Source organism: Reichenbachiella ulvae (assembly GCF_025833875.1).
In the GTDB taxonomy this organism is placed as follows: Bacteria; Bacteroidota; Bacteroidia; order Cytophagales; family Cyclobacteriaceae; genus Reichenbachiella; species Reichenbachiella ulvae.
On the sequence record NZ_JAOYOD010000001.1, the window covers coordinates 2,661,057 to 2,684,963 of the forward strand.

Consider the following 23,907-nt stretch of genomic DNA (forward strand, 5'->3'; position numbering starts at 1 on the left):
CTGCACCTAATCAAATAACACCTGTTTAACCCGAATCATGTCAGAGATTCATTAGTATTAACTGAGTACCGCCTTTCAGCTAACTACTAGTCAATCTTGGTATCAAAACATGATTCGGGTCAAGGCGCAGTATCAAAGGCTCAAACTAGCAACACCTAGCCCTGAGCCTTTATAATGACAAATGGTTACTAATCAATTGATAAACAGAACATCAATGCTCGTATTGGACTCAAATGTATTGACTGCCTGAACACTTGTCTCAGCACCAGAATCCAAATTAGTAAGACCATTGACCGAAGATCCAGCCCCAACGATCAACCCTTCGTTACCACTATTGGCAATCGTACAATTGTTCATTTTCAGTGCTGCATCATTCAAACCGACATTGGCATATCTCCAACTTGAATCAAAGTAGTCCAGAGCATGATCCGAACCTGCATACGACACCTCGGTATAAGTTAGTTCATTCAAAGATGATGCTGAATTGAGTAACAAGCCTGCCCACCTGATATTACCTGCCTGGTTGGCACTAGTCATCACGATCATGTTCGTCTCGGTACCTACTGCTACTATAGACCCCGTATTGTTGATAGTAAATAAAACGTCCTCTTCAAACTCCATATTTACACCTTCAGAGACGTTCAGAGCACTACTTACATCAATATCACCCGTGACATGATATACTGCCGATCCAGATAATGCGGTCATAGTTTGGTCATCGGTCATAGTCGAAGCATATACACTTATTCCATTGACTCCATTGCCGGTAAAAGTCGTATTAGCATCAACAGTTCCTACTTCATTGAACTCCATGTAAATGGCATGATCTACATTGTCCACAAAATCATTGGCAGCAAAATCAATAATTGAGTTAGCTCCTGCATAGATCCCCATTCCCGAACTATTACTGATCGAAGAGTTGGTTATCGCTATCTTACCTGCATTACGAACACCAATATTGGCAGTTCTCCAGGAACTGTTTTCATAAAAGATGGCTTCACCACCGGCATAATCCACCTCTACAAAGTCCAATTTATTAGTTGCATAGGACGAAGCGATCTCTAACCCACCCCAATGCAACTCTCCAGCTATATTGGCTGATGTCATGACTATCGGCGCGCTGGCACTTCCCTCAGCGATAATAGAACCATCTGCCAAGACACGTAAGAAAACATTTTGCTTAAAACTCATTTTGACGCCAGCCGCTATACTCAGCTCGCTCTCCAGTTCGACATCTCCATCTAACAAATAGCTTTGTTCATTTTTCAAAGCTGACATGCCTTGATTTGCGGTTAGACTGGAACCATAAATTCTGATATAATTTTCTCCACCATTGTTTTGGACATCCGTATCGCCATCGATCATTCCTATTTCATCAATTGGAATTGCCATGGCATTGCTGGCATTATCTATAAACTCATTGCTGGCAAAGCCTCCTAGAGTTCCTCCTACGTAGATACCTTCACCCTCCTTGCAGTTGGACACCTTACTGTTACTAATGCTCAATTTACCATCAGTTCCCACTACAATATTGGCTGTTTTCCATCCGCTGTTCAAATAATCGATTGCCTCGTCTCCGGCATAAGATACTTCAACAAAACTCAACTCATTCATGGCATGTCCGGAATTGATCAACAGCCCTTTCCAATAGATTCCGCCATCGATATTGGCACTGGTAAATTTAATACTGTCCTCAGAAGTACCTACAGCATTCAAATATCCATTGGCAGTGACAGTGATGCTCCTATTATCGACAACCTCTACATATACCCCAGCTGCCACCGTTAGTTCGGCATCCACATCGATACTGGCAATCACTCTGTAATCAGGCAATGATGGATCATCATAAACATCTTCCCAGGTAGTGTTTTCGGTTACGTCGCTATCTATGATGACAGGAGTTACCTCGGCAGTTATTTCAGCTGTACTCGTATGCGTATTTCCATTACCGTCATCTATGGTCAAACTAACGGTATAGATACCCTCTACATCCGGAGTAAAGGATGAGTTGGCACTTTCTATATCTGAGATAGTGGCTGCACTACCTGATGGAACCTCAGCTAAAGCCCACTCGTAAGTAATCGCATCTCCATCAGGATCTGAAGAACTCGCTCCAGACAATACAACCTCCTGATTGATACTTACTACATTGTTTCCATTAGAATCTGAGAAGGCATCTCCAGCCCCATCGGTAATTACCGCCACCGGAGGATTGCCTACTGCAGCAGTCACAGTAATAGTGAGATCATCCGAATCCATATTATCATTCCCATCATTTACTGTTAGGGTAGCCACATATACCCCTTCCATGTCAGGCTCAAATGTAGCAATCGCCATAGTAGCTCCAGACATGCTGGCATTACTTCCCTCTGGCATTTGAGTTAGCTCCCATAAATATTCTAGTGGATCACCATCCGGATCAGAAGACCCGCTACCGTCTACGGAGACAGTGCTACCAACCGAGGCGCTAAGGTCTGTCCCTGCATCAGCCACAGGAGGGTTTCCTACTTTCTCGTCATCAGGATCACAACTATTCAATACGATCATGACTATCACCAACAGCCATGTTTTCTGTTTCAAAATGTTTCGTGTTTTCATATTAGGTTTTTTTTCTTTCACCTATCTACACACCAAACATTTGAAAGGCAGGTCACATAATTTTGATTTTTTTTAGAACTAATCGTTAAACACCTTCTGCAGCCATGCAAAAAGCTCCATGAACCACGCCAATGCAACGTGAAGCACCACCCCACCCCAGATATGCCGAGAATAGTACGCTAATATCCCAATCAAATAACCTCCAAAGGCCGAAGAAATACATTCAGAAATGGGCTTCCCAAAATGTAAAAAGACATAAGATCCCACCATGGCAATCACCGCATGACCACCCAAAATTCTAGAGAACCCAATGACTAAAAAGCCACGAAAGAAAAACTCCACTCCCAAAAAGCCCAACCCATAGATCGACTCATATGTCAAAACTGGAATCCATGAAGGCAAGTCATGAAGTCTGGCAAAACGCTCTCCACCCGTTCGGAGGTAACGTGGATAGTAGTTAGTCAGGTCTCCCAGGAAAGAAGCAATGGCAATCCCCACAAACACCACTAAAATCAGGACGGCATAGGGACGAAAATCAAAAGGCTTAAAATTCAACCCATACCAACTGCGCTGTTCATCTCTTTTTCTTTCGTAGAAATAATAAAACAACAAAAGTGGTAGTGTAGTAAATAGGATCGAACGAGCCTTGTATATCACTTTGAGCGTGAAAAGTCTATCGTATCTATGCATGTCCCCAACGATAAAATCAAAAAAGGAAAAAGATCGCTGGAACGAAATGATGGCAAAACCAATGACAAATAAGAACCAATATTCTTTGGATCGCCACCAGGTAGTCTGTAATCCGAAAAGGTGCAGAAAAACACAGGTAATCAGGAATGGGAAGGCCATCGTAGCAAAATACATGGGCCATCTCCACCAAGAACCGAAATAACTATCTATGATACTATTTTCGAAATTAACAGCATAATTGAAAGCGATGCTGGCAACAAGCAGGAGGGCAACCGAAAGGTATAGTCCTGGGTGATAATATTCAGAAACGTATGTACGTAGGTAGCGAGTGAGCTGCTTCATTTAATCGTTCAATCAATTTGGCATGCCAAAACTTTCGAAAACAGCAAGGGCATCCTCCACAACCTCCTCCTGATCAGGTTCAAATGCTATATAGGCATAAAAACTGTCTCCGCTCTTTTTTTCGATCAATCCTAAAACCAAATACATCAATCCATCCTTTCGGCCTGAAATAAAACCAGCGGCCATCCCATCAACACTCAGGATTTCTAATTCATCGATTTCACTTAGATTCAAATCCCTTTCAGCCATTTTCACCAGAAATCCAGACAGACCCTGCTCAGTCAATTGCTCATCTTCATATGGGTAGATCGCAAACTCGATTCCTTCGCCAATAGCTTCCAGGGCCTCAGGGGTATTGGTCGTCACCTGATAGGATGAGGGCAACTCGAATTCTAAGCCGAAAGGTTGCCATGTATATTGCTTCCAATCGTCTTGTGCATAAACTATCTGCGAAAACATAAGAAGACTGAATACAAGAACGAAGTTTTTTACGTTATGAACTTTCATGGCATGAGGTTGTTTTTTTGCTAATATATTGACTAAACATACAGCAGACAATCCAAAAATGGATTTCAGGCGGTCTGATCATATATTAACTAATAATCACTATCTTCAGTGCCGATTCAAAATTAGACTTAATTTTCATGTTGGGCCAGCGACTATATTTGGTATTCATATTGTTCCTAATTACCAACCAACTGACTGCTCAGTCTCCTATTGAGCTGAATAAGGCACTCGAAGAAAATATTAATCTGAACGATTATGTGACTGTCTATGAAGACAGCATAGGGTTGGAGATTGATCAGGTTCTAAAACCCATCTACCAACAGCAATTCCGAAAGCTTGATACGCTCCCTCCCAATCTCACTCATTGGGGCAAAATCAGTGTGAGTAACGAGAAAGAAAAAGTCATGTTCTATTTTCTGCACGTGGGAAAAAATGACTTTATAGATGCCTACTATGTAAGAAACGGCAAAGTAGTGGACCAAACCAAAGCGGGTTACCTGTATGCGGGAAGTGAAAAGCAGCTTCAAAAAGGCACCTATTATGTTCCCATCAACATAGGCCCCGAGAGTCAATTGGATATTTATCTTCGTATCAAAGATAAAATACACAAAGACCCTGAATTCGATTTCCACTTGTATTCTACCGAGGACTGGGCAAAACAGATCATCAACAAGCAACTCTCTGATCTGATCTTTCAGGGTATATTCTGGATCATATTAGGCTACAACCTCTTCTTGTTTTTCACCACACGTATTCGATCTTTTCTGGATTATTCGCTCTATCTATTTTTTGTCTCGGTCTCCTACTTGTTTTTATCTGGCTTGCTTAGAGAAAAAATATTGGTAGACATACCAAGTCTAACCCCCTATTTCATGCCAGTGATCAGCCTGACCATGTTTTTCTACTGGCGATACATCATCAATTTTATCAATTTCAAAAGAAACTTCCCCAGCCTGCTGACTTATCTCCAACCCTTTATGATAGGCAATGGCATACTTGGATTGGTCTTATTTGCCTATATGGTCATCAGCAAGGATATCTATCTGCCTGTACAGGTGATTCGCTATCAGGTTATCATCAATGTGTTGGCTATTGTAGGCGTAGTTTATCTCATTAGAGGGTCTAAATATCCGCTGAACAAGTATTTTATTTATGGTTCCTTCTTACTGATTGTTTTTGCCTTTGTGGAAGCAATCACCTGGGACCCGAACACCTCCACTGCGCAGTTGGTGAAATATGGGATTCTATTCGAAATTGTCATTTTCATGATCGGGATGAATCGGAAACGGGTCATGCTAAACAATGAAGAAGAAGAAAGACTCAACCAACAAATACAGCAGTATAAGGTCAATGAGTCTCTCGCCAAATGGCAAAAATCTCAGCTAGAAAAGATCATTGACAATAGAACAGAAAAAATCAATCAAAAAAATGAGGTTCTAAAGGAGGCTTTTAAAAAAGCAGAAGAAGCTGCAAGAGCCAAATCAGAATTTCTGTCGATCATGAGTCATGAGATTCGGACGCCAATGAACGCCGTGATCGGGACCATACATCTCCTACTCTCAGAGAATCCGAAAAAATCTCAAATGGAGAATTTGAAAACTCTAAAATTCTCTGCTGAAAACCTATTGATTCTAATCAATGACATTCTGGACTACAGCAAAGCGGAAGCCGGAAAAATTCAGCTTGAAAACATCTCATTCGACTTAAGAGAACTGACCAAGGGAATCGGAAATGCACATGAGATCAAAGCAAGAGACAATGGCATCAACTTTAACATATTAATTGATCATAAAATCCCAGATTATCTAGAAGGAGATCCTGCACGGATATCCCAAATTCTAAACAACCTAATCAGTAACGCCATTAAATTTACGCCAAAGGGAGAAGTCCGGCTGCTCATCAATTTAATCAACCGTAGCGATGGAAAAGTAAGACTTCAATTCACCGTAGAGGATACTGGAATCGGGATATCAAAGGACAAACTTGAGGTCATATTTGAGAGTTTCACTCAAGCTCACGAGGAAATTTCCAGAAAATTTGGCGGAACTGGCCTGGGACTAGCCATTACCAAGAGGTTACTTGCACTTTTCAACAGCCAGATATTCGTAGAAAGTCAGCACGGTAAAGGGACCAAATTTTATTTCACACTGGAATTAATGGAAGCCCATTCTCAACCAGAAATTATCGACATAGACCCCAAAGACCTCACTCCAAAACTGAAGAACAAAAACATACTGATCGTAGATGACAATGAGATCAACCTGCTCATGGCCGAAAAATTCATTAAAAAATGGGGCATGAAATGTGAAACTGTTCAATCCGGTCATGAGGCAATTGAAGCGGTTTTCAACCACGATTTTGATTTGATACTTTTAGATCTGCAAATGCCTGAAATGGATGGCTACCAAACAGCCAATACCATCAGAACTTTTGATGATCCAAGATACAGTTTGATTCCAATCATTGCGATCTCCGCAGACAGCTACGACAATGTCAAAGCCAATATTCAGCAATCTCATTTTGATGATTTTATTTCCAAACCCTTTAACCCCTCAGACCTCCTTACGATGATCAATAGACACATCAATGAGGTCGATCAGGCAGAAAAATAAAGGCAACCCGAAGGTTGCCTCATATGGTTAAGTTAGAATGGTTTCTATCAGAAAAATTTCTTTTTAAGTATCTGGCCTCTACTGAGTGCTGCATCAAATGCTATACTTATTTCATGCGTGCCATAGTTACTCTGAATCAAAGAGTTGCTTGGCAACTCGAAGGAGTACCCTAGCCTCAGGTTTTTGGTCAATTCCATCGAAAGGAAGAAACCAAAATATTTGAAATCTCTGGCATTGAGTCCAAACCAGATGTAGCCTTCCATAAAAGTACTCACACTCAGATCCAGAGATGGCTTGCCACCGTCTACCAATCTTGCCATACCTGACACCTTATAGTAGCTGGAGAAGAAGGCTCTATGAACATACCCTGCTCCCAGATAATAGTGTCTTTTGTACCGAGTACTTGTAGACACACCGTCCTCCACATGCACATCCAAAATTCGAGGGACAGAAAATCCCACATAATAATTCTCCGACATCAGCATCATTCCTGCACCAAAATTGGGCTGAGTAACATTATCTAATCCTATGTACAACCTTTCATCGTCCACATAATCCAATGTCAACAAATCCATATCATAACTATAGTTGATCATACCTCCCTGGACTCCCATTCCCAATTTCGACTCACCAAAACTGAGATTATAAGATGCTGCCATTTGTATCTCCGTGTTATTGTTGATGCCCAGGCGATCGTTCACCAAAATGGCTCCCACACCTATTTGACCTTCCTTGAAGGCAGACTGCATCATGAGTGTATTGGTGACTGGTGCTCCTTCCAACCCTACCCATTGCACACTGGAAATAAAAGAGGCAGAAAATCGATTGTATATCCCAGCATAGGCCGGGTTGATCATCATTTTGTTGAACTGATACTGTTTATACAAAGGATCCAGTTGCCCTTTTGCTGTAAGACTTGAAACCAAGAGCAGGTATATGATTATTGCTTTCTTCATGGCTTATCTCTTTAAAAATAAAAACCCCGAACTCACATTCTTTCCGCTCTTTCGAATCGTATAAAAGTAATTTCCATCTTCCAGGTCGCGTCGATTACCGACATTGGCGATTCCTTCAAAAACCCGATCCTGATTATCATAATTACTAAGATGAAATACCTTTAATCCATTTCTGTCAAAGATCTCAATCACATTATCTTCATAAAGCTCGATATTCTCTATCCTCAAGAAATCATGTTTACCATCCTTGTATGGCGTCAGTACATTGATCACTTTGAGTGGGGGCAATTTGCTATCCTCTCCTATATACCCGATGGTGAAATATTCCCCATTTGCAATTCCTTCACTCGTCAGATAACCTGTAAAGTCACCTCCCTTGATATCTGAAACACCTAAGGAATGATAGGGTGAAGTCAAATCGGCCGCCTGTGCCACTACTAACATATCCTGAGACTCGATGAAAGGCTCATCAGCATAAGGAAGAACAATCTTGCCAGAACTATAGCGCTCGTCTCTGTCCATCCGCCAATATCGCTCATGGGATATCTCAACCAAATCATCTCCGATCTCCGAAATAGGCGCTTGATCAAATGCCTCTATCCCAATCACAGGATTGATACCATCTACCTCAAGCAATCGAACAGGCAAATACTCATCGTCCGTACCAACGGGAAAAAACACCTCTCCTCGACCCATCCGATAAAGATTACCAATGAAATAGCTCCTCTCATTGGCACCTACCAATACCATGGAGGAGTCCAGTAGGACATGGACTCCCTCCATGATACGGATTTTACCCCCGTTCATATTTATAGTTCCATCCAGCAGCATGTCGCTACTGATATTGGTAATCGTGCCTGGTCCTAAAGTAAGATTCGACAAATCATCTTCAGTTGAACTCAAAAACTGATCTTCCCCTATCAATATGAGATCACCTTGATCATTTATGAAAGATCCCGTATTAGACATGCTACCAGTCAAAAACAGCTGTCCTTTGTTGGTGAAACTGCCTTGATTGGAAAGATGACCATTGACAGTAATTGAGCTCCCTTCGGTGGTGCTTAAGATGGCCCCATCTATGACCAATCCCTGACCCAATCCCTGAAAAGAAAAAATAAGGGAGGAGTACGTCAAAGCCCCTGACAAGGCTATTTTCGCGTATTTTCCTTCTGTCCCAAGGTTTTTGTAAAACACACGAATGAATCTAAATTTCGCTTTCAGGTTGTACTGAAAAACCTCCTCCCTATTTTTTGGTTGTTGGGTTGATGTGAATATTTTATTGAATGCTCTAATACCTGGTATCAAGAGACATTCCATTAAATATGACTGTCTCATGATTAGAATATTGCGCCTTTTAGGTTATCTGAAAGGGATACCTGCATCCAGGCAGCCAAATCCTCGACGTATACTAATTTCATAATCGAGTTGCCATAAAGCTGTAGAATATTTCCGTTGGTCGGATCTACATAAATCTTATTGCTATTAGATTCTAATGAGGTCACATAATAGACCCTTCCTCTAAACCCACCATCCGGATCAACGTTGATAATTATAAGTTCCTGACCATCAACTCCAGGAGAAATCCCGGTGATTCTCGCTACTTCCGCCTCCGATGTGCTACTCATGCTATTCTGAACTTTAATAATTCTTGTTTTTTCAGGAACAGTCAAAGTAAAATTCGTTGATGAAATGTTTTGAACAGCATTAGCTATAGGAGTGATGATAGTCCCTCCAATTTGCAAATCTCCTGTTAAATAATTTTGATCCGCACCAGAGACGTAAAGTCCTCTTTTGACAGCTGTAGAACTCGTATTCATATTAACCACCAATCCATAATTATAGGTTCCACTGGTTGCGTTATTGTCAATATAGACTGATCCAGTTGTAGTATTTTCTATCTCCACCTGATAGGTTGTCAAAGGACTGGTGATAGAACCAAAACCTACAGCACCAGATGCATACATTCTAAAACCCTGATTGGCTCCCAATGCGCTGCCTGGTGCAATCTTGAAATAATCATCCGTTGCATCCAAACCAATACTGAAATTACCAGCAGCTTGTGAGCTAAAATTCATAGAGACATCACTAGTTCCCGTTTGATCTAAAAAGGATGCCATTGGACTCGTCGAACTGGAAGTTGTACTCATTACACCAAGTTTTGTACCGGGGTTAGTTGTTCCAATCCCTACATTACCAGCTGTATAGTAGGCATTCTCTCCATTAGTTGACCAGACCCCTGTAGGCACAGCTCCCCAAGACAATCCTTTCCCATCAGTTGTAAGAAAATTACCCGCCTGCCCTGTGACATCTGGGACTTCCCTAAACTGACTCAAGTCCACATTAACATTGTTTTTGTCTTCGAACAATCTCAGAATATCACCTGACATTTCAGCGGTGGTCAATAGTTCATTGGAGGCATCCGAATCGGCATCATTTGGAGATGTGATAAAACCGAAAGCGGCAATCTCATCCTGAGTCAATTGTGTATTATCATCACCATCCGCTAAACCGGCTGGGACATTAGTCAAGCTGGCAAAGTTCCCATCAAAATCATCTGTAACATCTGTATCATACATGCTTAAATCAATCTTAGTAGCATCTGGGTCTCCAGTCAATTCTATCACTCCCTCGGTAAAAGTCAAATTCTGAATTTCATTCGTTGCACTGGCATCAGCATCGTTGGGCGAAGTAATAAAACCAAAGGCAGCGATTTCATCCTTCGTCAATTGAGTATCTGCATCTCCGTCTGCTATGTCTGAGGGAATGGAGCTTACTTCCGTCCAGTCGATTCCATCTTTGATGGAAGCAGGAACCGTAGGATCTAGTTCTGTCGACAAGTAACCATTGTTGGCTACAAAGGCATCCACCTCATCTTCAGTCAACTGAGTATCTGCATCACCATCTGCTATGTCCGTTGGAATGGAACTTACTTCCGTCCAATCTATCCCGTCTTTTATGGAAGCAGGAACCGTAGGGTCTAGTTCTGTCGACAAGTAACCATTGTTGGCAACAAAGGCATCCACCTCATCCTCTGTCAATTGAGTATCTGCATCTCCGTCTGCTATGTCTGAGGGAATGGAGCTTACTTCCGTCCAATCAATTCCATCTTTGATGGAAGCAGGAACGCTTGGGTCTGATTCTGTAGACAAGTAACCATTGTTGGCTACAAAGGCATCAACCTCATCCTCTGTCAATTGAGTATCTGCATCTCCGTCTGCTATGTCTGAGGGAATGGAGCTTACTTCCGTCCAGTCGATTCCATCTTTGATGGAAGCAGGAACGCTTGGGTCTGATTCTGTAGACAAGTAACCATTGTTGGCTACAAAGGCATCAACCTCATCCTCTGTCAATTGAGTATCTGCATCTCCGTCTGCTATGTCTGAGGGAATGGAGCTTACTTCCGTCCAGTCGATTCCATCTTTGATGGAAGCAGGAACGCTTGGGTCTGATTCTGTAGACAAGTAACCATTGTTGGCTACAAAGGCATCAACCTCATCCTCTGTCAATTGAGTATCTGCATCTCCGTCTGCTATGTCCGCCGGAATGGAGCTTACTTCCGTCCAATCAATTCCGTCTTTGATGGAAGCAGGAACCGTAGGATCTAGTTCTGTAGATATATATCCATTGTTGGCAACAAAAGCATCCACTTCATCTTCGGTCAACTGCGTATCTGCGTCTCCGTCAGCTATGTCCGAGGGAATGGAACTTAATTCCGTCCAATCAATTCCGTCTTTGATGGAAGCAGGAACCGTAGGATCTAGTTCTGTAGATAAATATCCGTTGTTGGCAACAAAAGCATCCACTTCATCTTCGGTCAACTGAGTATCATCATCCCCATCGGCTAACCCTGCAGGAACTGATGTCAACTTGGAGAAGGAAACGTCTGTTACTTTCGCATCAGTGACTGCACCATTGCTCAATTTGGGAGTGGTAACGGCACCATCTGGAATTGCAGCTGAAGCAGCATCTGTAATTTCACTTTGCAATTCCTCTAAGGCCTGCTGAACCGTATTAGAAGTCAAATTTCCTGTGGGAGATACCGCTACCTCACTGGCGTTTTGATCATCTGTATCATCCATAAAAGCACTTAGGTCTACCGAAGTTGCATCATTACTTAATGAAAGTGTTGTTCCTGACAAGGACAGATCTTGAATTTCATTAGTGGCATCCGCATCCGCATCGTCTGCTGAGGTGATAAATCCATTGTTTGTTACGAAAGTGACTACTTCGGCCTCAGTCAACTGAGTATCATCATCTCCATCGGCCAAATCCGCTGGAACATTAGTAAGACTGGTAAAGTCTCCATCAAAGTCATCCGAAGCATCAGTATCATAGCCGCTTAGATCTATGGAGGTCGCATCCGGATCACCAGATAGCGTGATCACACCTGCACTGAAACTTAAATCCTGAATTTCATTAGTGGCATCTGCATCCGCATCGTCTGCCGAGGTTATAAATCCATTGTTTGTTACGAAAGTGACTACTTCTGCTTCTGTCAACTGAGTATCGTCATCTCCATCTGCTAATCCAGCTGGAACATTGGTCAAGTTGGCAAAGTCTCCGTCAAAATCGTCTGAGGCATCAGTATCATAGCCACTCAAGTCTATCGTGGTTGCTCCCGGGTCATTGCTCAAGGCGATCACTCCGTCTGTAAAGGTCAAATCCTGAATCTCGTTGCTCGCATCTGCATCTGCATCATTTGGAGAAGTGATAAACCCATTATCGGTTACAAAAGTAATTACTTGCGCTTCGGTTAGTTGAGTGTCGTTATCCCCATCAGCTAAATCTGCAGGAACATTGGTTAGGCTAGCAAAGTCTCCGTTAAAATCATCACTGGCATTAGCATCATATCCGCTCAAGTCTATCGTGGTTGCTCCCGGGTCATTGCTCAAGGCGATCACTCCGTCTGTAAAGGTCAAGTCCTGAATCTCATTGCTGGCATCTGCATCTGCATCATTTGGAGAAGTGATAAACCCGTTATCTGTTACAAAAGCAACAACTTGTGCTTCAGTCAACTGAGTATCATCATCACCATCGGCCAACCCTGCAGGAACTGATGTCAATTTGGAGAAGGAAACGTCTGTTACTTTCGCATCTGTGACTGCACCATTGCTCAATTTGGCATTGGTAACCGATCCATCAGCAATTGCCGCAGAGGCGGCCTCCGTTATTTCACTTTGCAACTCTTCTAGCGCTGCCTGTACATCACTGGAAGCCAAATTGCCCCGAGGAGTAACCGGTACTTGAGTTGCAGTCTGATTGTCTGTGTTATCGAGATAAACAGATAAATCAACACTTGTTGCATCATCACTTAGAGACAGCGTGTTTTCATTCAAACTCAAATCCTGAATCTCATTTGTAGCATCCGCATCCGCATCGTCTGCTGAGGTGATAAATCCATTGTTAGCCACAAACGCATCTACTTCTGCCTCTGTCAACTGAGTATCATCATCTCCATCGGCCAAATCCGCTGGGATATTGGTCAGACTGGAAAAGTCTCCGTCAAAATCATCCGAAGCATCAGTATCATAGCCACTCAAATCGATAGATGTAGCATCTGGATCTCCTGAAAGGGTAATCACACCAGCACTGAAACTTAAATCCTGAATCTCGTTGCTGGCATCCGCATCAGCATCGTCTGCCGAGGTGATATAGCCATTGTTAGCCACAAAGGCATCTACTTCGCTCTCGGTCAATTGCGTATTGTCATCACCATCGGCTATATCCGCAGGAATGGAACTGACTTCTGTCCAATCAATCCCATCTTTGATATTCGCTGGTACGCTGGGGTCAGTTTCAGTTATTAGGAAGCCATTGTTTGAAACAAACGCGTCTACCTCTGTTTCGGTCAGCTGTGTATCGTCATCTCCATCAGCCAAACCTGCAGGCACATTGGTCAGACTGGTGAAGTCTCCGTCAAAATCATCACTGGCATCAGTATCATAGCCACTCAAATCGATAGAGGTAGCATCTGGATCTCCTGAAAGGGTAATCACACCAGCACTGAAACTTAAATCCTGAATCTCATTGCTGGCATCTGCATCAGCATCGTCTGCCGAGGTGATATAGCCATTATTGGAAACAAAGGCATCTACCTCGCTCTCGGTCAATTGCGTATCGTCATCACCATCGGCTATATCCGCAGGAATGGAACTGACTTCTGTCCAATCAATCCCATCTTTGATATTCGCTGGTACGCTGGGGTCAGTTTCTACTGTAAGAAACCCATTGTTAGCTACAAAGGCATCCACTTCTGTTTCGGTCAGCTGTGTATCATCATCTCCATCAGCCAAACCTGCAGGCACATTAGTCAGACTGGTAAAGTCTCCATCAAAATCATCACTGGCATCAGCATCATAGCCACTCAAATCTATGGCAGTTGCATCTGGGTCGTTGCTTAGGGTTATCACACCTGCATTGAAGGTTAGATCCTGAATCTCGTTGCTGGCATCTGCGTCTGCATCATCGGCACTTTTGACATAGCCCATCGCTGCAATCTCTACATCGGACAGCTTGGTATCGGTATCCAATACTGCAAGATCTACACTATTGCCCGCATCAATGCTTAGAATAGTTCCTGACAAACTCAAAGTTTGATCATCGGATAATGTCAAATCGGACAATTTGATATAGCCAAATGCAGCTATCTCCTCATCTGTTAACTTAGTATCCGTATCGATAGTGGCCAGATCGATAGTAGAACCAGAACTTAAAGTAAGCTCAGTTCCTGATAAAGAAATATCCTGAATTTCGTTAGTAGCATCTAAATCTCCTGTGTTGGTAATCTGACTACCACTTACCGATATACCATCACCAGCAGTCAGAACTACATTGGAAGCGATAGACTGCCATGCGCCATTCAGCCAATAGTAAAAGGCATTTTCGTCACTATCATATACCATCAATCCATTTTCAGCATTCCCCAATTGGGAAATAAATGAATTGGCAGTACGTTGGCTGGTGGACATTTTTGGAATCAATAAGCCCTGATTGTTTCCAGGGCTTACCAATTCTAAAACAGCATTAGGATTGGGTGATTCAGTGCCGATACCTACCGACTGGGCATTGACCAGATGGTTAAGGCAACAAAAAACTAGAATCACCAAAGCTCGAGTAAAGATTTGAATTTTCATCAATTAGGTTCATTAAGGTTTTACACTTCTCCCTTGGGACACCGGGAAATACTTAGTGCAAATTCCTACGAAACCTAATGTTTTTACCTATCCTTATGGGATAGTTCTGTCCTACCCCACCGGGTAGTTTGTCTAAAAACCAGCCTTGAAAGCTGAATATTCGACAAAATCCTGACAAAAAGCTTTAAAATCCTGCCAAACTAGAATAATTCTTCTTCTCGCTCTAACATCAAGATAGAAGACTGCGGTACGATGAAATATTTCTCTTTTTCATACATTACCTCAAAAGATTCCTTCTGTAAAAAGATCGCCAGGTCACCTTCCCTTGCCTGCAATGGAATGTACTTCACCTTTTCTTCTTCTGGTTTCCAATCCTCTTCTTCTGCGGCCATTGGAATTGGATAGCCGGGACCTGCTTTTACTATATACCCACTCTGAATTTTTTCTTTTTCTCTCACACCTGGAGGCAATAGCAACCCACTATCGGTTTTTTCCGCTGCCTTCTTAGGTCGGATGAGTACGCGATCCCCTACTACTATTAGATTCTTCAACTTGTTGTCTGCTGTCAATTCCATCACGTTATATTTTTGAATCGCAAAATTAGTTTCTTGCTGAAAATTCTAAAATGCTTTTTGTGGGAATAAAACCTCTAAAAATGACCTCAACTCTAAACAATACTTCAGGACCTTTTTTTGGATTGATTATAAAAAAGAAATTTACGCTGCATTAAAACGAAAAGTGTAACTTCAATTCATTCAAATCATTAATTTTATCGGTCAACATAAGGCAACAGAGTGAAATACAGCATTGAGAACGAGTTATTCAAAGTTGAGGTCAAGGAACAGGGAGCTGAACTTTGTAGCATGCAATCGAAGAAAACAGGTAGAGAGTACATCTGGCAGGCTGACCCAGAAATTTGGGGTAGCTCAGCACCTGTACTATTTCCTAACATAGGCAATTTGAAAGGAGGAGAGTATCTCTTCAATGGCCAAAAATATCAACTTCCCAAACATGGTATTGTTCGTAACAATCCCAAGGTGTCGTTGATCAACAAGTCTCAAAGCAGAATTTCCTTTAGTCTGGGTCATGACGAAGAAAGTTTGAAGATCTTTCCTTTCGAGTTTGAATTCAAAATCAATTTTCTTCTCAATGGCAACAGACTTCAGGTTTTTCATGAAGTAGTAAATACAGGCAAAGACCCTATGATCTTTTCACTAGGTGGCCATCCTGCCTTTAATTGTCTTTGGGAAGAAGGCGAAAAGCTATCCGACTACTTCATCGAATTTGCCAAAGCGGAAACTGCCTCAATCGCTCAACTGGGAGATAATGGTCTGTTAAAAAAGAAAGAAATCCCCTTTCTCAAAGACCAAAAAGATCTGTTTCTGAACGAAAGCCTTTTTGACAATGATGCATTGATATTTACGGAACTAAATTCATCAGAAATAGCAATCAAGTCCAAAAAGAGCAAAACCAAAATCCAAATGAACTTTGGAGATTTTCCGTTTCTAGGAATATGGTCGAAACCTAAAGCTCCTTACGTTTGTCTGGAGCCGTGGGACGGACTACCTGATTATGAAGACAGCAATCAGGAATGGCAAAAGAAGATTGGTAATCATAAATTGATGCCAGGCAATACTTACTATGCCTCCTACCAAATCCAGATATTAGAGGACAAATAATAATCGAATATGTTTATAATCAACCTAAGCTACAAAGTACCTCTGGATACTGTAGACCAGCATTTGCATGATCATGTCAGTTATTTAAATGAAAACTATGCCGCTGGAAATTTCCTTGCTTCTGGAAGAAAAGAACCCCGAACAGGAGGAATCATTTTGGCTAAAGCCAACAGTCTGAAAGAATTAGAGACAATAATCGCAAAGGATCCCTTTCATCAACATGAGCTTGCCGACTATGAGATCACCGAATTTGTGGCGAGCAGAGCAGGTGACGGCCTAGAAAGTCTGATTAACAAGTAAAAAAGCAGCCCCTTTCGAGGCTGCTTATGTTGTTGTGAAATCACTTGAATTATCGAACAATTATTTTTCGTTTTGCTATCAGACGTGCATTTTCATCCACAATTTGTAGCAAATACAATCCTGGGTTCAGTCCAGTAAGGTTAAGGCTATTACCAGCAGAACTCAATGGACTTCTTTTCATCATCTGACCCTGGAGATCAAAAAGCATTAACTCACCCCCTTCTACTCCTGCCACTCGAATGAAATCACGGGCAGGATTTGGATAAACTGTTACCAAGTTTTGCTTATCAATGGTTGAAAGAATCGCCTCAAGGATGATAAAAGTAGCAGTGGCTTGCCCTTCATAATTGACATCATCAATAGTGGCGACTACCTCATAGCTTCCTTCTTCCGTCGGAACAGTGACATCTCCATTGAAAGTAATATTCAGCGTAAGTCCTGAAGGATCTGTAGTCACTGTGGGCATCAATGCTTCACCCGTAGCATGTTGTTCAAGATCAGCAAAAGTTATAATGGCAGTAGCTTTACCAATCGTCAGATTAGCCTCTGTATAGGTTATATTATAGTTGTTGGATTCAGCACCTGACAAAGTGATAGGATAGCTACCTACATCGCTATCACTAGTAGCCGTGGTAGAGACAACTGGTGGAGTGATTAAATCCACTTCGCTATCGCCATTGACAAAACCAGCATAAGAGTAGGTAAGTACTGGTACCTCTTCTCCATAAATCATGCTCTGATCATCAGCCGTCACACTCAACTCACTTGGATTGATAGTTAATTGTCCATTGACCATTGTGATTTGGTAGTTGCTCTGTGTGGCCACCGCTAAAGATCTACTAAGAGCAATACCATTTGACAATACGATATCATAGACTCCTACTTGTCCATCAGTATTCACATTGACAGAAGGAACATTCGACAAGTGACTCTCATCCTCCCCATTGACAAATCCTGTATAGGTAATGGTCAAGGTTGGCATTGCTGAACCATAAATCATCACCTGATCATCAGCAGTAGCCGTCAGTGGTGCAGGAGTTATTTCTAAAGTACCATCGACATAGACGAAAGTATAATTATCTGCTGATGCACCGGATACGGAAAGCACATAAGAACCCACCCCAGCATTGGCATTAGAAGTGACGGAGGGTAGCACATTCAAATTTTCTTCCGTTTCACCATTGACAAATCCCGCAATCGAGTAAGTAAATGAAGGAACAACCCCAGAATACTCATGGACTTGACTGTTCGCTGTAACAGTAAGCTCAGCGGGCACAACATCAAAGCTGACCTGTACCGGTGTAGCTGCATTGTATGTATCATCTCCTGACTGACTCGCCTCTACTATTATCGTCCCTACGCCAGTCACTGTCAAGGTCGAACCCGAAAGTGTAGCAGGACCTGAAACAATCGCATAGGAAACCGAAAGCCCTGATGCATCTGTAATAGCCATCAAATCAAAAGCCGATACCCCGTAATTTTTCGTCTCTATACTCGGGAAAGTAATGGTTTGATTCAATTTACCAATTACGGTCACGGTAGCATTGGCAGTCGATGAGTTGCCAGCATCATCCGTTACTGTCAATACAACTACATTCTCTCCTTCATTATCCCTGGTAAAAGCACTGACATCCAATGAGAGCACAAGGTTTTCGGGGGAAGTACAATTGTCTGATGAACCTGAATTGATCTGATCTGCTGTGATCGTGCCATTCCCTGATTGATCCAAGTTGATCGTGATGTCCTGAGTGACAGCTGTAGGTGCAGTTTGATCTCCGATCGTAATCTCATCAGTCATTTGATATCCACAGGCCGTTTGAGCCAGGGCACCTTCCACCCAATCAGTGGCGGGATCCATATTCGACAAAGCGCCATCATTTGTTCCCTTGCTATCCCCTAGTGTCGTGCCACTGCCTTCATTGAAATTATAGTAAGTCTGCAACCCTGTTTCTGCGCCCGTTAGTGCCGCGTTCATTTGACTGCTTATCTCTGAGGCTGTTCTGACGTCATTCCAAATCCTGACTTCATCCATTTTCCCTTCGAAGCTATCATTGCCATCTCCCCAGGCCAACACACGTCCGATGTTCAAAGTGGACCCAGTATTTTTAATCAATGAACCACCCGGGTTATGAGTAAAAACATTGCTTTGCTCCACTCCATCATAGTACACTTTTACACCTGATGTGCCGCCATCATAGCTGACAGCTATGTGTGTCCATCGGTTGCTTGGTGGCTTTGGATATTGAAAATAAGTCTGAGGTGAAGTTGTACGATTGAATACTATTGTCAAATAGCCCGTAGTGCCCTGAACATAAATTTCTAAATCGCTGGCACTGGCCGTCCCATAAGAAACCATACCATTAGAGTTTGCTATATTAAAGGGGGCATTCACCCACGCCTCAACCGTGAATCCCTGATCATAATTGAAGGCTGCATCTTCACCAGCCACCACCTGCTGATTGCCTTTCGCAAACTCCAGTGCATAATCTGATGTTACATTGGGTTCAGCAAAAACATTAAATGTAGTGCTTTCGGTCAGTGCACCCACATTAAAATCCAAGGCAGCTCCAGTACCTGCAATGGGTCCCTCTATCACACTATTGTCCAGGCTGTTTCGCAAGAAATAATTGAATCCAGTCTCCGAACTAGCGGTTGAGATAGTAATACCACTATCGCTACCGTCTGTACATACATCCGTCGCACTGGCAGTGAGTGCTTGATCCGTGATCGGCGACAAAACAGTCACAACAGCATCAGCTGTAGCCACGTTCCCATGATCATCAGTTACCGTGATGGTCACTGTATTCTCACCGAGTTCGCTACAACCGAAAGTGCTCTGGGACAAAGTAATGAGAGGGGTAGTGGTACAATTATCCGAAATAGACGTACTCACATCAGCAGTGACTATATTGGCCGAATTGGTTGATGCGTCCAGGGTTACGGTTGCATTTTGCACCACTATCTGTGGTACAGCCTGATCTTCAATCGTTAGATTAACGCTGGCATCTACCGTTTGTCCTGATCCAAAATTGGCTGTGATAGTGACACTTTGAGTCCCAATATCTGTACAAGTAAAATCTGATTGAGAAAAAGTATAACTGATACTGCTACAGTTAGAAAATGGAGTCGTATCTACATTCTCAATCGATAGAGTTGCATTGCCTGTCTCGTCCAGGGCCAGAGTCACGTCCACCGCTTCTATATGCGGCACTATGGTAACTATCGCGGTAGTTGAGGCCAGATTGCCCTGTGCATCCTCTCCGGTCAGAGTCACCGTATTTTCTCCCAAATTGTCACAGGTAAAACTGCTGATGTCCAATGAAAGTGAAACGGGATCTCCGCAAGTATCAGAAGAGCCATTGTCCACCTCTTCGGCAGTGATAGTAGCAGCTCCCTCAGCATTGAGGGTAACAGTAATATCCTGAGCTAGCATATTTACTCCCGTGCTGCTGACGCAGGCTGTTTCTGCAAATAAATTCCCCACAGCAGTAGCATCCAGACTAGAAGAATAAAAACGAACATCATCTATCACCTCACGGTAGTTGGAAGTACTATTACCGTCTTTGCTATTGGCAATAGTCACTGGATAGGCAGCATTGGTAAAACGTTTGACCTGAGACCAGGAATGATCAGGGGCATTGTAAATTTGATCTTGGGTAGCCTCCAATACGTTGTCTACATATACTTTGTATGTGGCCTTGATCTGAGTTCCATTCTGACGTTCGCCTCCATTGGTAAAGATGGTAACTGCCACGTGATGCCAATTGCCATCTGCAATATTAGTAGTAGCACTTGTACTCAAATATCCTGTAAAGCCTGTTTGTTCATAAACCGATCCAGACACAATATTCACCACTTGTTTTCTCCACTGGAAGTTTCCAGCCACACCAACAACCCCGTTTTGGAGGTAAACATAATATCCAGTCTGACTGCTGGTTTCTGCTTCAGAGCTTCGTTCTGACTGATCGATAATTACTCGCTTATTGGTATCATTGGTCGTCGTTTTGATCCAAAAACTGACCGTGTTGTCAAAATGGCTAAATCCACTTCTCTGCAAATAATCTCCCGCTAAATTCAAAGCTTTGTTGGCTCCACCTGCTCGATTGTCTGTGGGTGCCAAGGTAGTACCGGTCGCAACCAGATCAGCATCTCCGGCGGTATCCTCATAGCTCCCCTGGCTAAAACGATATTCGCCTACTAAGCCTGCTGTAGGCACTTGCCCCATGACCGAAAAGGCCAACAGCAAGAAGAAAAGGTTTAAATAGATCTTTCTCATAATTGTTCAAATTGATTTCAGAATCAAATGAACCTGATCTATGAACCAAATTTTGAAAGGATGACAATACGTCGGGACTGACTGAATATTCGTTTGGAATCAATGAATATTCGCAACGGGGTATTTCAGAGCTGACTAAGAGCGGCTAACAATTGATCTTTCTTACGAACTGCCACAGGCAAAGCACTACCGTCCTTCATATAGACAGTACCCCCTTCTTTCTTTTCGTATCGATCAAAGTGCATCAAATTGATAAGGTGCGACTGATGCGCTCTAAAAAACAATTGCTCCCTAAACATAGCATCATACTCTTTGAGTGTTTTAGAGATGATCAATCGGCGACCATCTACCAAATAAAACTGCGTATAGTTCGCATCCGATTCGCATCGTACAATGTCCCTAAGCGCAACCAAGTAGACATTGTCAGCATCCTTTAGCACGATTTTTTTGTCTTGATTTTGCACTTCCTGATTCTGAACCAAACTACTCACCTTGATCCCAATTTCAGTTCGGTCTGTTATGGTCTTCGCCTTATTGATGGCAGTCACCAGATCGTCAGGATCTACAGGCTTCAGTACATAATCGAGTGCGCTATATTTGAAGGCCTTGATAGCAAAGGCATTGTGCCCTGTCACGAAAATGAGTTGAAAATCTAACTCACCATAGATCGCCAGTAGATCGAAACCGGTACCGTCCTGCATCTCCACATCCAACAAGACCAAATCGGGTTGATGCTTCCGGATACAAGCAATACCCTCATGCACACCATGGGCCACCCCCACTATCTCCAATTCAGGGAAATAAATAGAGAGTAAGGTTTTTAGGTTCTCTACAACAGCTAATTCATCATCTATCAATACCGCTCTCATCTCTTAAAGATTGTCTGCTCAAACATAACTGAACGGTAGCTTCAATTCAATTTTGGCACCCGCTATTTCTCCATTTTCATTGACATCATTGCCTACTACCAATTGAATTTTGTTTTTGAGGGATCGGTTGAATGTATCTATTCTCTCCTGGATAATCTGAGTGGATAGAGATCGACGAGAACTCTCCCCCGATTCTTCAAAACCCGTTCCATTATCCCGGAGAGTAACCTGTATGAAATCACCAGATTTTTTCAGATCCAATATGATCTTTCCGTTTTGGGATTTGTTAATTAGCCCATGTTCTATGGCGTTTTCTACAAAGGGCTGAACAAACATAGGAGGCAGCGTATCAATCTCAGGATCGATTGCATCATCGACGTTGATTTCATATTCAAAACTTCCATTCAGCCTCATCTGATGTATGACCATATAGTTATTGAGCATTTCCAATTCTTCCTCTACGGTGATGAACTCCTGCCTGGAATTTTCCAATATTTCCCTCATCAATTTGGAGAATTTAGAAAGGTAAGAGGCGGCCGCCTGGGCTTCATTTTTCAATACGAAATTTTGGACCGCCAGTAGGGCATTAGAGATAAAATGGGGGTTGAGCTGAGAACGAAGGAAACGCTGCTGCAACTCTGATTGCGCTCTTTCTCTTCGTTGTACCTGGGTTTTATAGACCAGGTACACGATCAATGCAATTACTGCTAATAGTATACCTCCCACCCAAATCGCTAGATTCTTTTGCTTCAATTCCAGGGTTTGTATTGCTGCTTGCTGAGCCAAAGACTCAATCTCGGCTTCCTTTTTTTCTGTTTCGTATTTGGCTTGAAATTCTGCCGTTATTTTTTCTCTTTCCTCAGAATGTATGGCTTCATTCAAAGAGTCAAATTTTCCCCAGGCCTTGTCCGCGTAATTATATTCTTCTAGAATGCTATAGTTAAAATACAATTGCTCATATGTTTCTAATATTAACCTTGCTGCACCTACTTCCTTGTACAAGGAGAGTGCCTTGTTCAAATAATCCACCGCCAGCCTATAATTTTTCTCCCTCGTTTCCAGTTTACCCAATGAAAAATAAACGCCAGCAAGTGATCTTAATTGACTGTTTTGTTCAAAATATGGGGTTACTTCCTCTAACATTCTTCTGGCTTCAGGATACTTTCCCATTTCCACATACAGATTGGCCATTGTTGCCATCATGACCATTTCACCTGGTACGAAACCTGCTTGTTTTGAAATCCTAACAGCCTCCTTGTATAGTCGCTCTGCTTTGCTGAATTGTTTTAATTCTGAGTAGGAGTAACCAGCCACGAAATAATACCTGGCTTTACTTCCAGAGTCTTCATTTTCTTCAACAATATCAATATTGGACAATTGTACCTCCAGTGCCTTTTCAATCTCCCCAATGTTTTGGTATAACAGTCCCAATTCACTATTCACTAATAATAGCTCATCCCGAAGCATTAAAGAGTCCAAAATCTTCTCAGAATCGAGCGCATAAGATATCGCCTCCGGATACAAACCAGACAATCTATGGTACACGGCTAAATACCTCAATATCAATGCCTCACTTCTTTTATCATTGATTTCTTTCGATATTTCCAAGCCTTCAGTGAGGTAGGCAATACCTTCCGTATTGTTTCTGGTTCTATGGAAGTTATAAAGGTTCGTCAGCAATTCTATTCTTGTTGAATCCCTTTTTGTATTAATCTCTAATTCATGCAAGAGGCTATCTAACTCTGGCGAGTCCATACTATCTTTTGCCAGCATACTATCTTTTGCCAGAGTGACTACAGTCTGCATGATTAAAAAGATGACCAATAAGTATTGAAGGACTTGCTTATACATATAACAAGGTTTTTAAGAAAAATTACTGCTCAGACTAGTTTTCCAAACTCAAGACTATTCATTTAATTCTGAAATTGTAAGCTCAGAAATAAAA

Annotated in this window: 13 protein-coding genes; 3 read left to right on the forward strand and 10 right to left on the reverse strand. The window is 42.3% G+C overall.

Annotation, left to right across the window (positions count from 1 at the left end; all coding sequences use genetic code 11):
- Nucleotides 1–192: 192 nt before the first annotated feature.
- The 3 genes from N7U62_RS10535 to N7U62_RS10545 all read right to left on the reverse strand — a co-directional run bounded on the left by N7U62_RS10535 (nucleotide 193) and on the right by N7U62_RS10545 (nucleotide 4,137).
- Nucleotides 193–2,598: a PKD domain-containing protein gene (locus tag N7U62_RS10535; RefSeq protein ID WP_264137928.1), complete on the reverse strand. Its 2,406-nt coding sequence runs from the start codon at nucleotides 2,596–2,598 to the stop codon at nucleotides 193–195.
- A gap of 78 nt (nucleotides 2,599–2,676) precedes the next feature.
- The gene (locus tag N7U62_RS10540) at nucleotides 2,677–3,630 is read right to left on the reverse strand and encodes a CPBP family intramembrane glutamic endopeptidase (protein WP_264137929.1); all 954 of its coding nucleotides are present in this window, start codon (nucleotides 3,628–3,630) and stop codon (nucleotides 2,677–2,679) included.
- 12 nt (nucleotides 3,631–3,642) lie between these two features.
- Complete coding sequence (locus N7U62_RS10545; RefSeq protein WP_264137930.1) at nucleotides 3,643–4,137, reverse strand: hypothetical protein; 495 nt, start codon at nucleotides 4,135–4,137, stop codon at nucleotides 3,643–3,645.
- A gap of 137 nt (nucleotides 4,138–4,274) precedes the next feature.
- On the opposite strand from N7U62_RS10545, the gene N7U62_RS10550 reads away from it, so the two are divergent.
- Nucleotides 4,275–6,749: a hybrid sensor histidine kinase/response regulator gene (locus tag N7U62_RS10550; RefSeq protein WP_264137931.1), complete on the forward strand. Its 2,475-nt coding sequence runs from the start codon at nucleotides 4,275–4,277 to the stop codon at nucleotides 6,747–6,749.
- Nucleotides 6,750–6,796: 47 nt separating this feature from the next.
- Here the strand turns inward: N7U62_RS10550 and N7U62_RS10555 are convergent, their stop codons facing one another.
- The 4 genes from N7U62_RS10555 to N7U62_RS10570 form a co-directional block, all read right to left on the reverse strand.
- Entirely contained in the window at nucleotides 6,797–7,705 is a 909-nt protein-coding gene (locus tag N7U62_RS10555) for a PorP/SprF family type IX secretion system membrane protein (RefSeq protein ID WP_264137932.1), read from the reverse strand.
- A 3-nt stretch (nucleotides 7,706–7,708) separates the two neighbouring features.
- Nucleotides 7,709–9,040: a T9SS type B sorting domain-containing protein gene (locus N7U62_RS10560; RefSeq protein WP_264137933.1), complete on the reverse strand. Its 1,332-nt coding sequence runs from the start codon at nucleotides 9,038–9,040 to the stop codon at nucleotides 7,709–7,711.
- 2 nt (nucleotides 9,041–9,042) lie between these two features.
- Entirely contained in the window at nucleotides 9,043–14,838 is a 5,796-nt protein-coding gene (locus tag N7U62_RS10565) for a beta strand repeat-containing protein (RefSeq protein ID WP_264137934.1), read from the reverse strand.
- A 200-nt stretch (nucleotides 14,839–15,038) separates the two neighbouring features.
- Nucleotides 15,039–15,413, reverse strand: coding sequence for a co-chaperone GroES (locus N7U62_RS10570; RefSeq protein WP_264137935.1), 375 nt, complete (start codon nucleotides 15,411–15,413; stop codon nucleotides 15,039–15,041).
- Between the two features lie 219 nt (nucleotides 15,414–15,632).
- Here N7U62_RS10570 and N7U62_RS10575 point away from each other — a divergent pair, with 219 nt between their 5' ends.
- Together N7U62_RS10575 and N7U62_RS10580 are read left to right on the forward strand one after the other, a co-directional pair.
- A complete protein-coding gene (locus N7U62_RS10575) occupies nucleotides 15,633–16,517 on the forward strand; it encodes an aldose 1-epimerase family protein (RefSeq protein WP_264137936.1) in 885 nt (294 codons plus the stop codon).
- 9 nt (nucleotides 16,518–16,526) lie between these two features.
- The gene (locus tag N7U62_RS10580) at nucleotides 16,527–16,817 is read left to right on the forward strand and encodes a YciI family protein (protein ID WP_264137937.1); all 291 of its coding nucleotides are present in this window, start codon (nucleotides 16,527–16,529) and stop codon (nucleotides 16,815–16,817) included.
- 49 nt (nucleotides 16,818–16,866) lie between these two features.
- Here N7U62_RS10580 and N7U62_RS10585 read toward each other — a convergent pair whose 3' ends face one another.
- The 3 genes from N7U62_RS10585 to N7U62_RS10595 form a co-directional block, all read right to left on the reverse strand.
- Nucleotides 16,867–21,093 (reverse strand): MBG domain-containing protein, encoded by a 4,227-nt coding sequence (locus tag N7U62_RS10585; RefSeq protein WP_264137938.1) that lies wholly within the window; start codon nucleotides 21,091–21,093, stop codon nucleotides 16,867–16,869.
- A gap of 125 nt (nucleotides 21,094–21,218) precedes the next feature.
- Nucleotides 21,219–21,962 (reverse strand): LytR/AlgR family response regulator transcription factor, encoded by a 744-nt coding sequence (locus N7U62_RS10590; protein ID WP_264137939.1) that lies wholly within the window; start codon nucleotides 21,960–21,962, stop codon nucleotides 21,219–21,221.
- Between the two features lie 18 nt (nucleotides 21,963–21,980).
- Nucleotides 21,981–23,813 carry a tetratricopeptide repeat-containing sensor histidine kinase gene (locus tag N7U62_RS10595; protein ID WP_264137940.1) on the reverse strand — a complete coding sequence of 611 codons (1,833 nt, stop codon included), beginning with the start codon at nucleotides 23,811–23,813 and terminating at the stop codon, nucleotides 21,981–21,983.
- Nucleotides 23,814–23,907 lie beyond the last annotated feature (94 nt).

What these genes read in the sequence shown, in the direction of transcription:
- N7U62_RS10535 (WP_264137928.1), bottom strand. Translation starts at nt 2,598, where the DNA reads ATGAAAACACGAAACATTTTGAAACAGAAAACATGGCTGTTGGTGATA.
- N7U62_RS10540 (WP_264137929.1), bottom strand. Translation starts at nt 3,630, where the DNA reads ATGAAGCAGCTCACTCGCTACCTACGTACATACGTTTCTGAATATTAT.
- N7U62_RS10545 (WP_264137930.1), bottom strand. Translation starts at nt 4,137, where the DNA reads ATGAAAGTTCATAACGTAAAAAACTTCGTTCTTGTATTCAGTCTTCTT.
- N7U62_RS10550 (WP_264137931.1), top strand. Translation starts at nt 4,275, where the DNA reads ATGTTGGGCCAGCGACTATATTTGGTATTCATATTGTTCCTAATTACC.
- N7U62_RS10555 (WP_264137932.1), bottom strand. Translation starts at nt 7,705, where the DNA reads ATGAAGAAAGCAATAATCATATACCTGCTCTTGGTTTCAAGTCTTACA.
- N7U62_RS10560 (WP_264137933.1), bottom strand. Translation starts at nt 9,040, where the DNA reads ATGAGACAGTCATATTTAATGGAATGTCTCTTGATACCAGGTATTAGA.
- N7U62_RS10565 (WP_264137934.1), bottom strand. Translation starts at nt 14,838, where the DNA reads ATGAAAATTCAAATCTTTACTCGAGCTTTGGTGATTCTAGTTTTTTGT.
- N7U62_RS10570 (WP_264137935.1), bottom strand. Translation starts at nt 15,413, where the DNA reads ATGGAATTGACAGCAGACAACAAGTTGAAGAATCTAATAGTAGTAGGG.
- N7U62_RS10580 (WP_264137937.1), top strand. Translation starts at nt 16,527, where the DNA reads ATGTTTATAATCAACCTAAGCTACAAAGTACCTCTGGATACTGTAGAC.
- N7U62_RS10585 (WP_264137938.1), bottom strand. Translation starts at nt 21,093, where the DNA reads ATGAGAAAGATCTATTTAAACCTTTTCTTCTTGCTGTTGGCCTTTTCG.
- N7U62_RS10590 (WP_264137939.1), bottom strand. Translation starts at nt 21,962, where the DNA reads ATGAGAGCGGTATTGATAGATGATGAATTAGCTGTTGTAGAGAACCTA.
- N7U62_RS10595 (WP_264137940.1), bottom strand. Translation starts at nt 23,813, where the DNA reads ATGTATAAGCAAGTCCTTCAATACTTATTGGTCATCTTTTTAATCATG.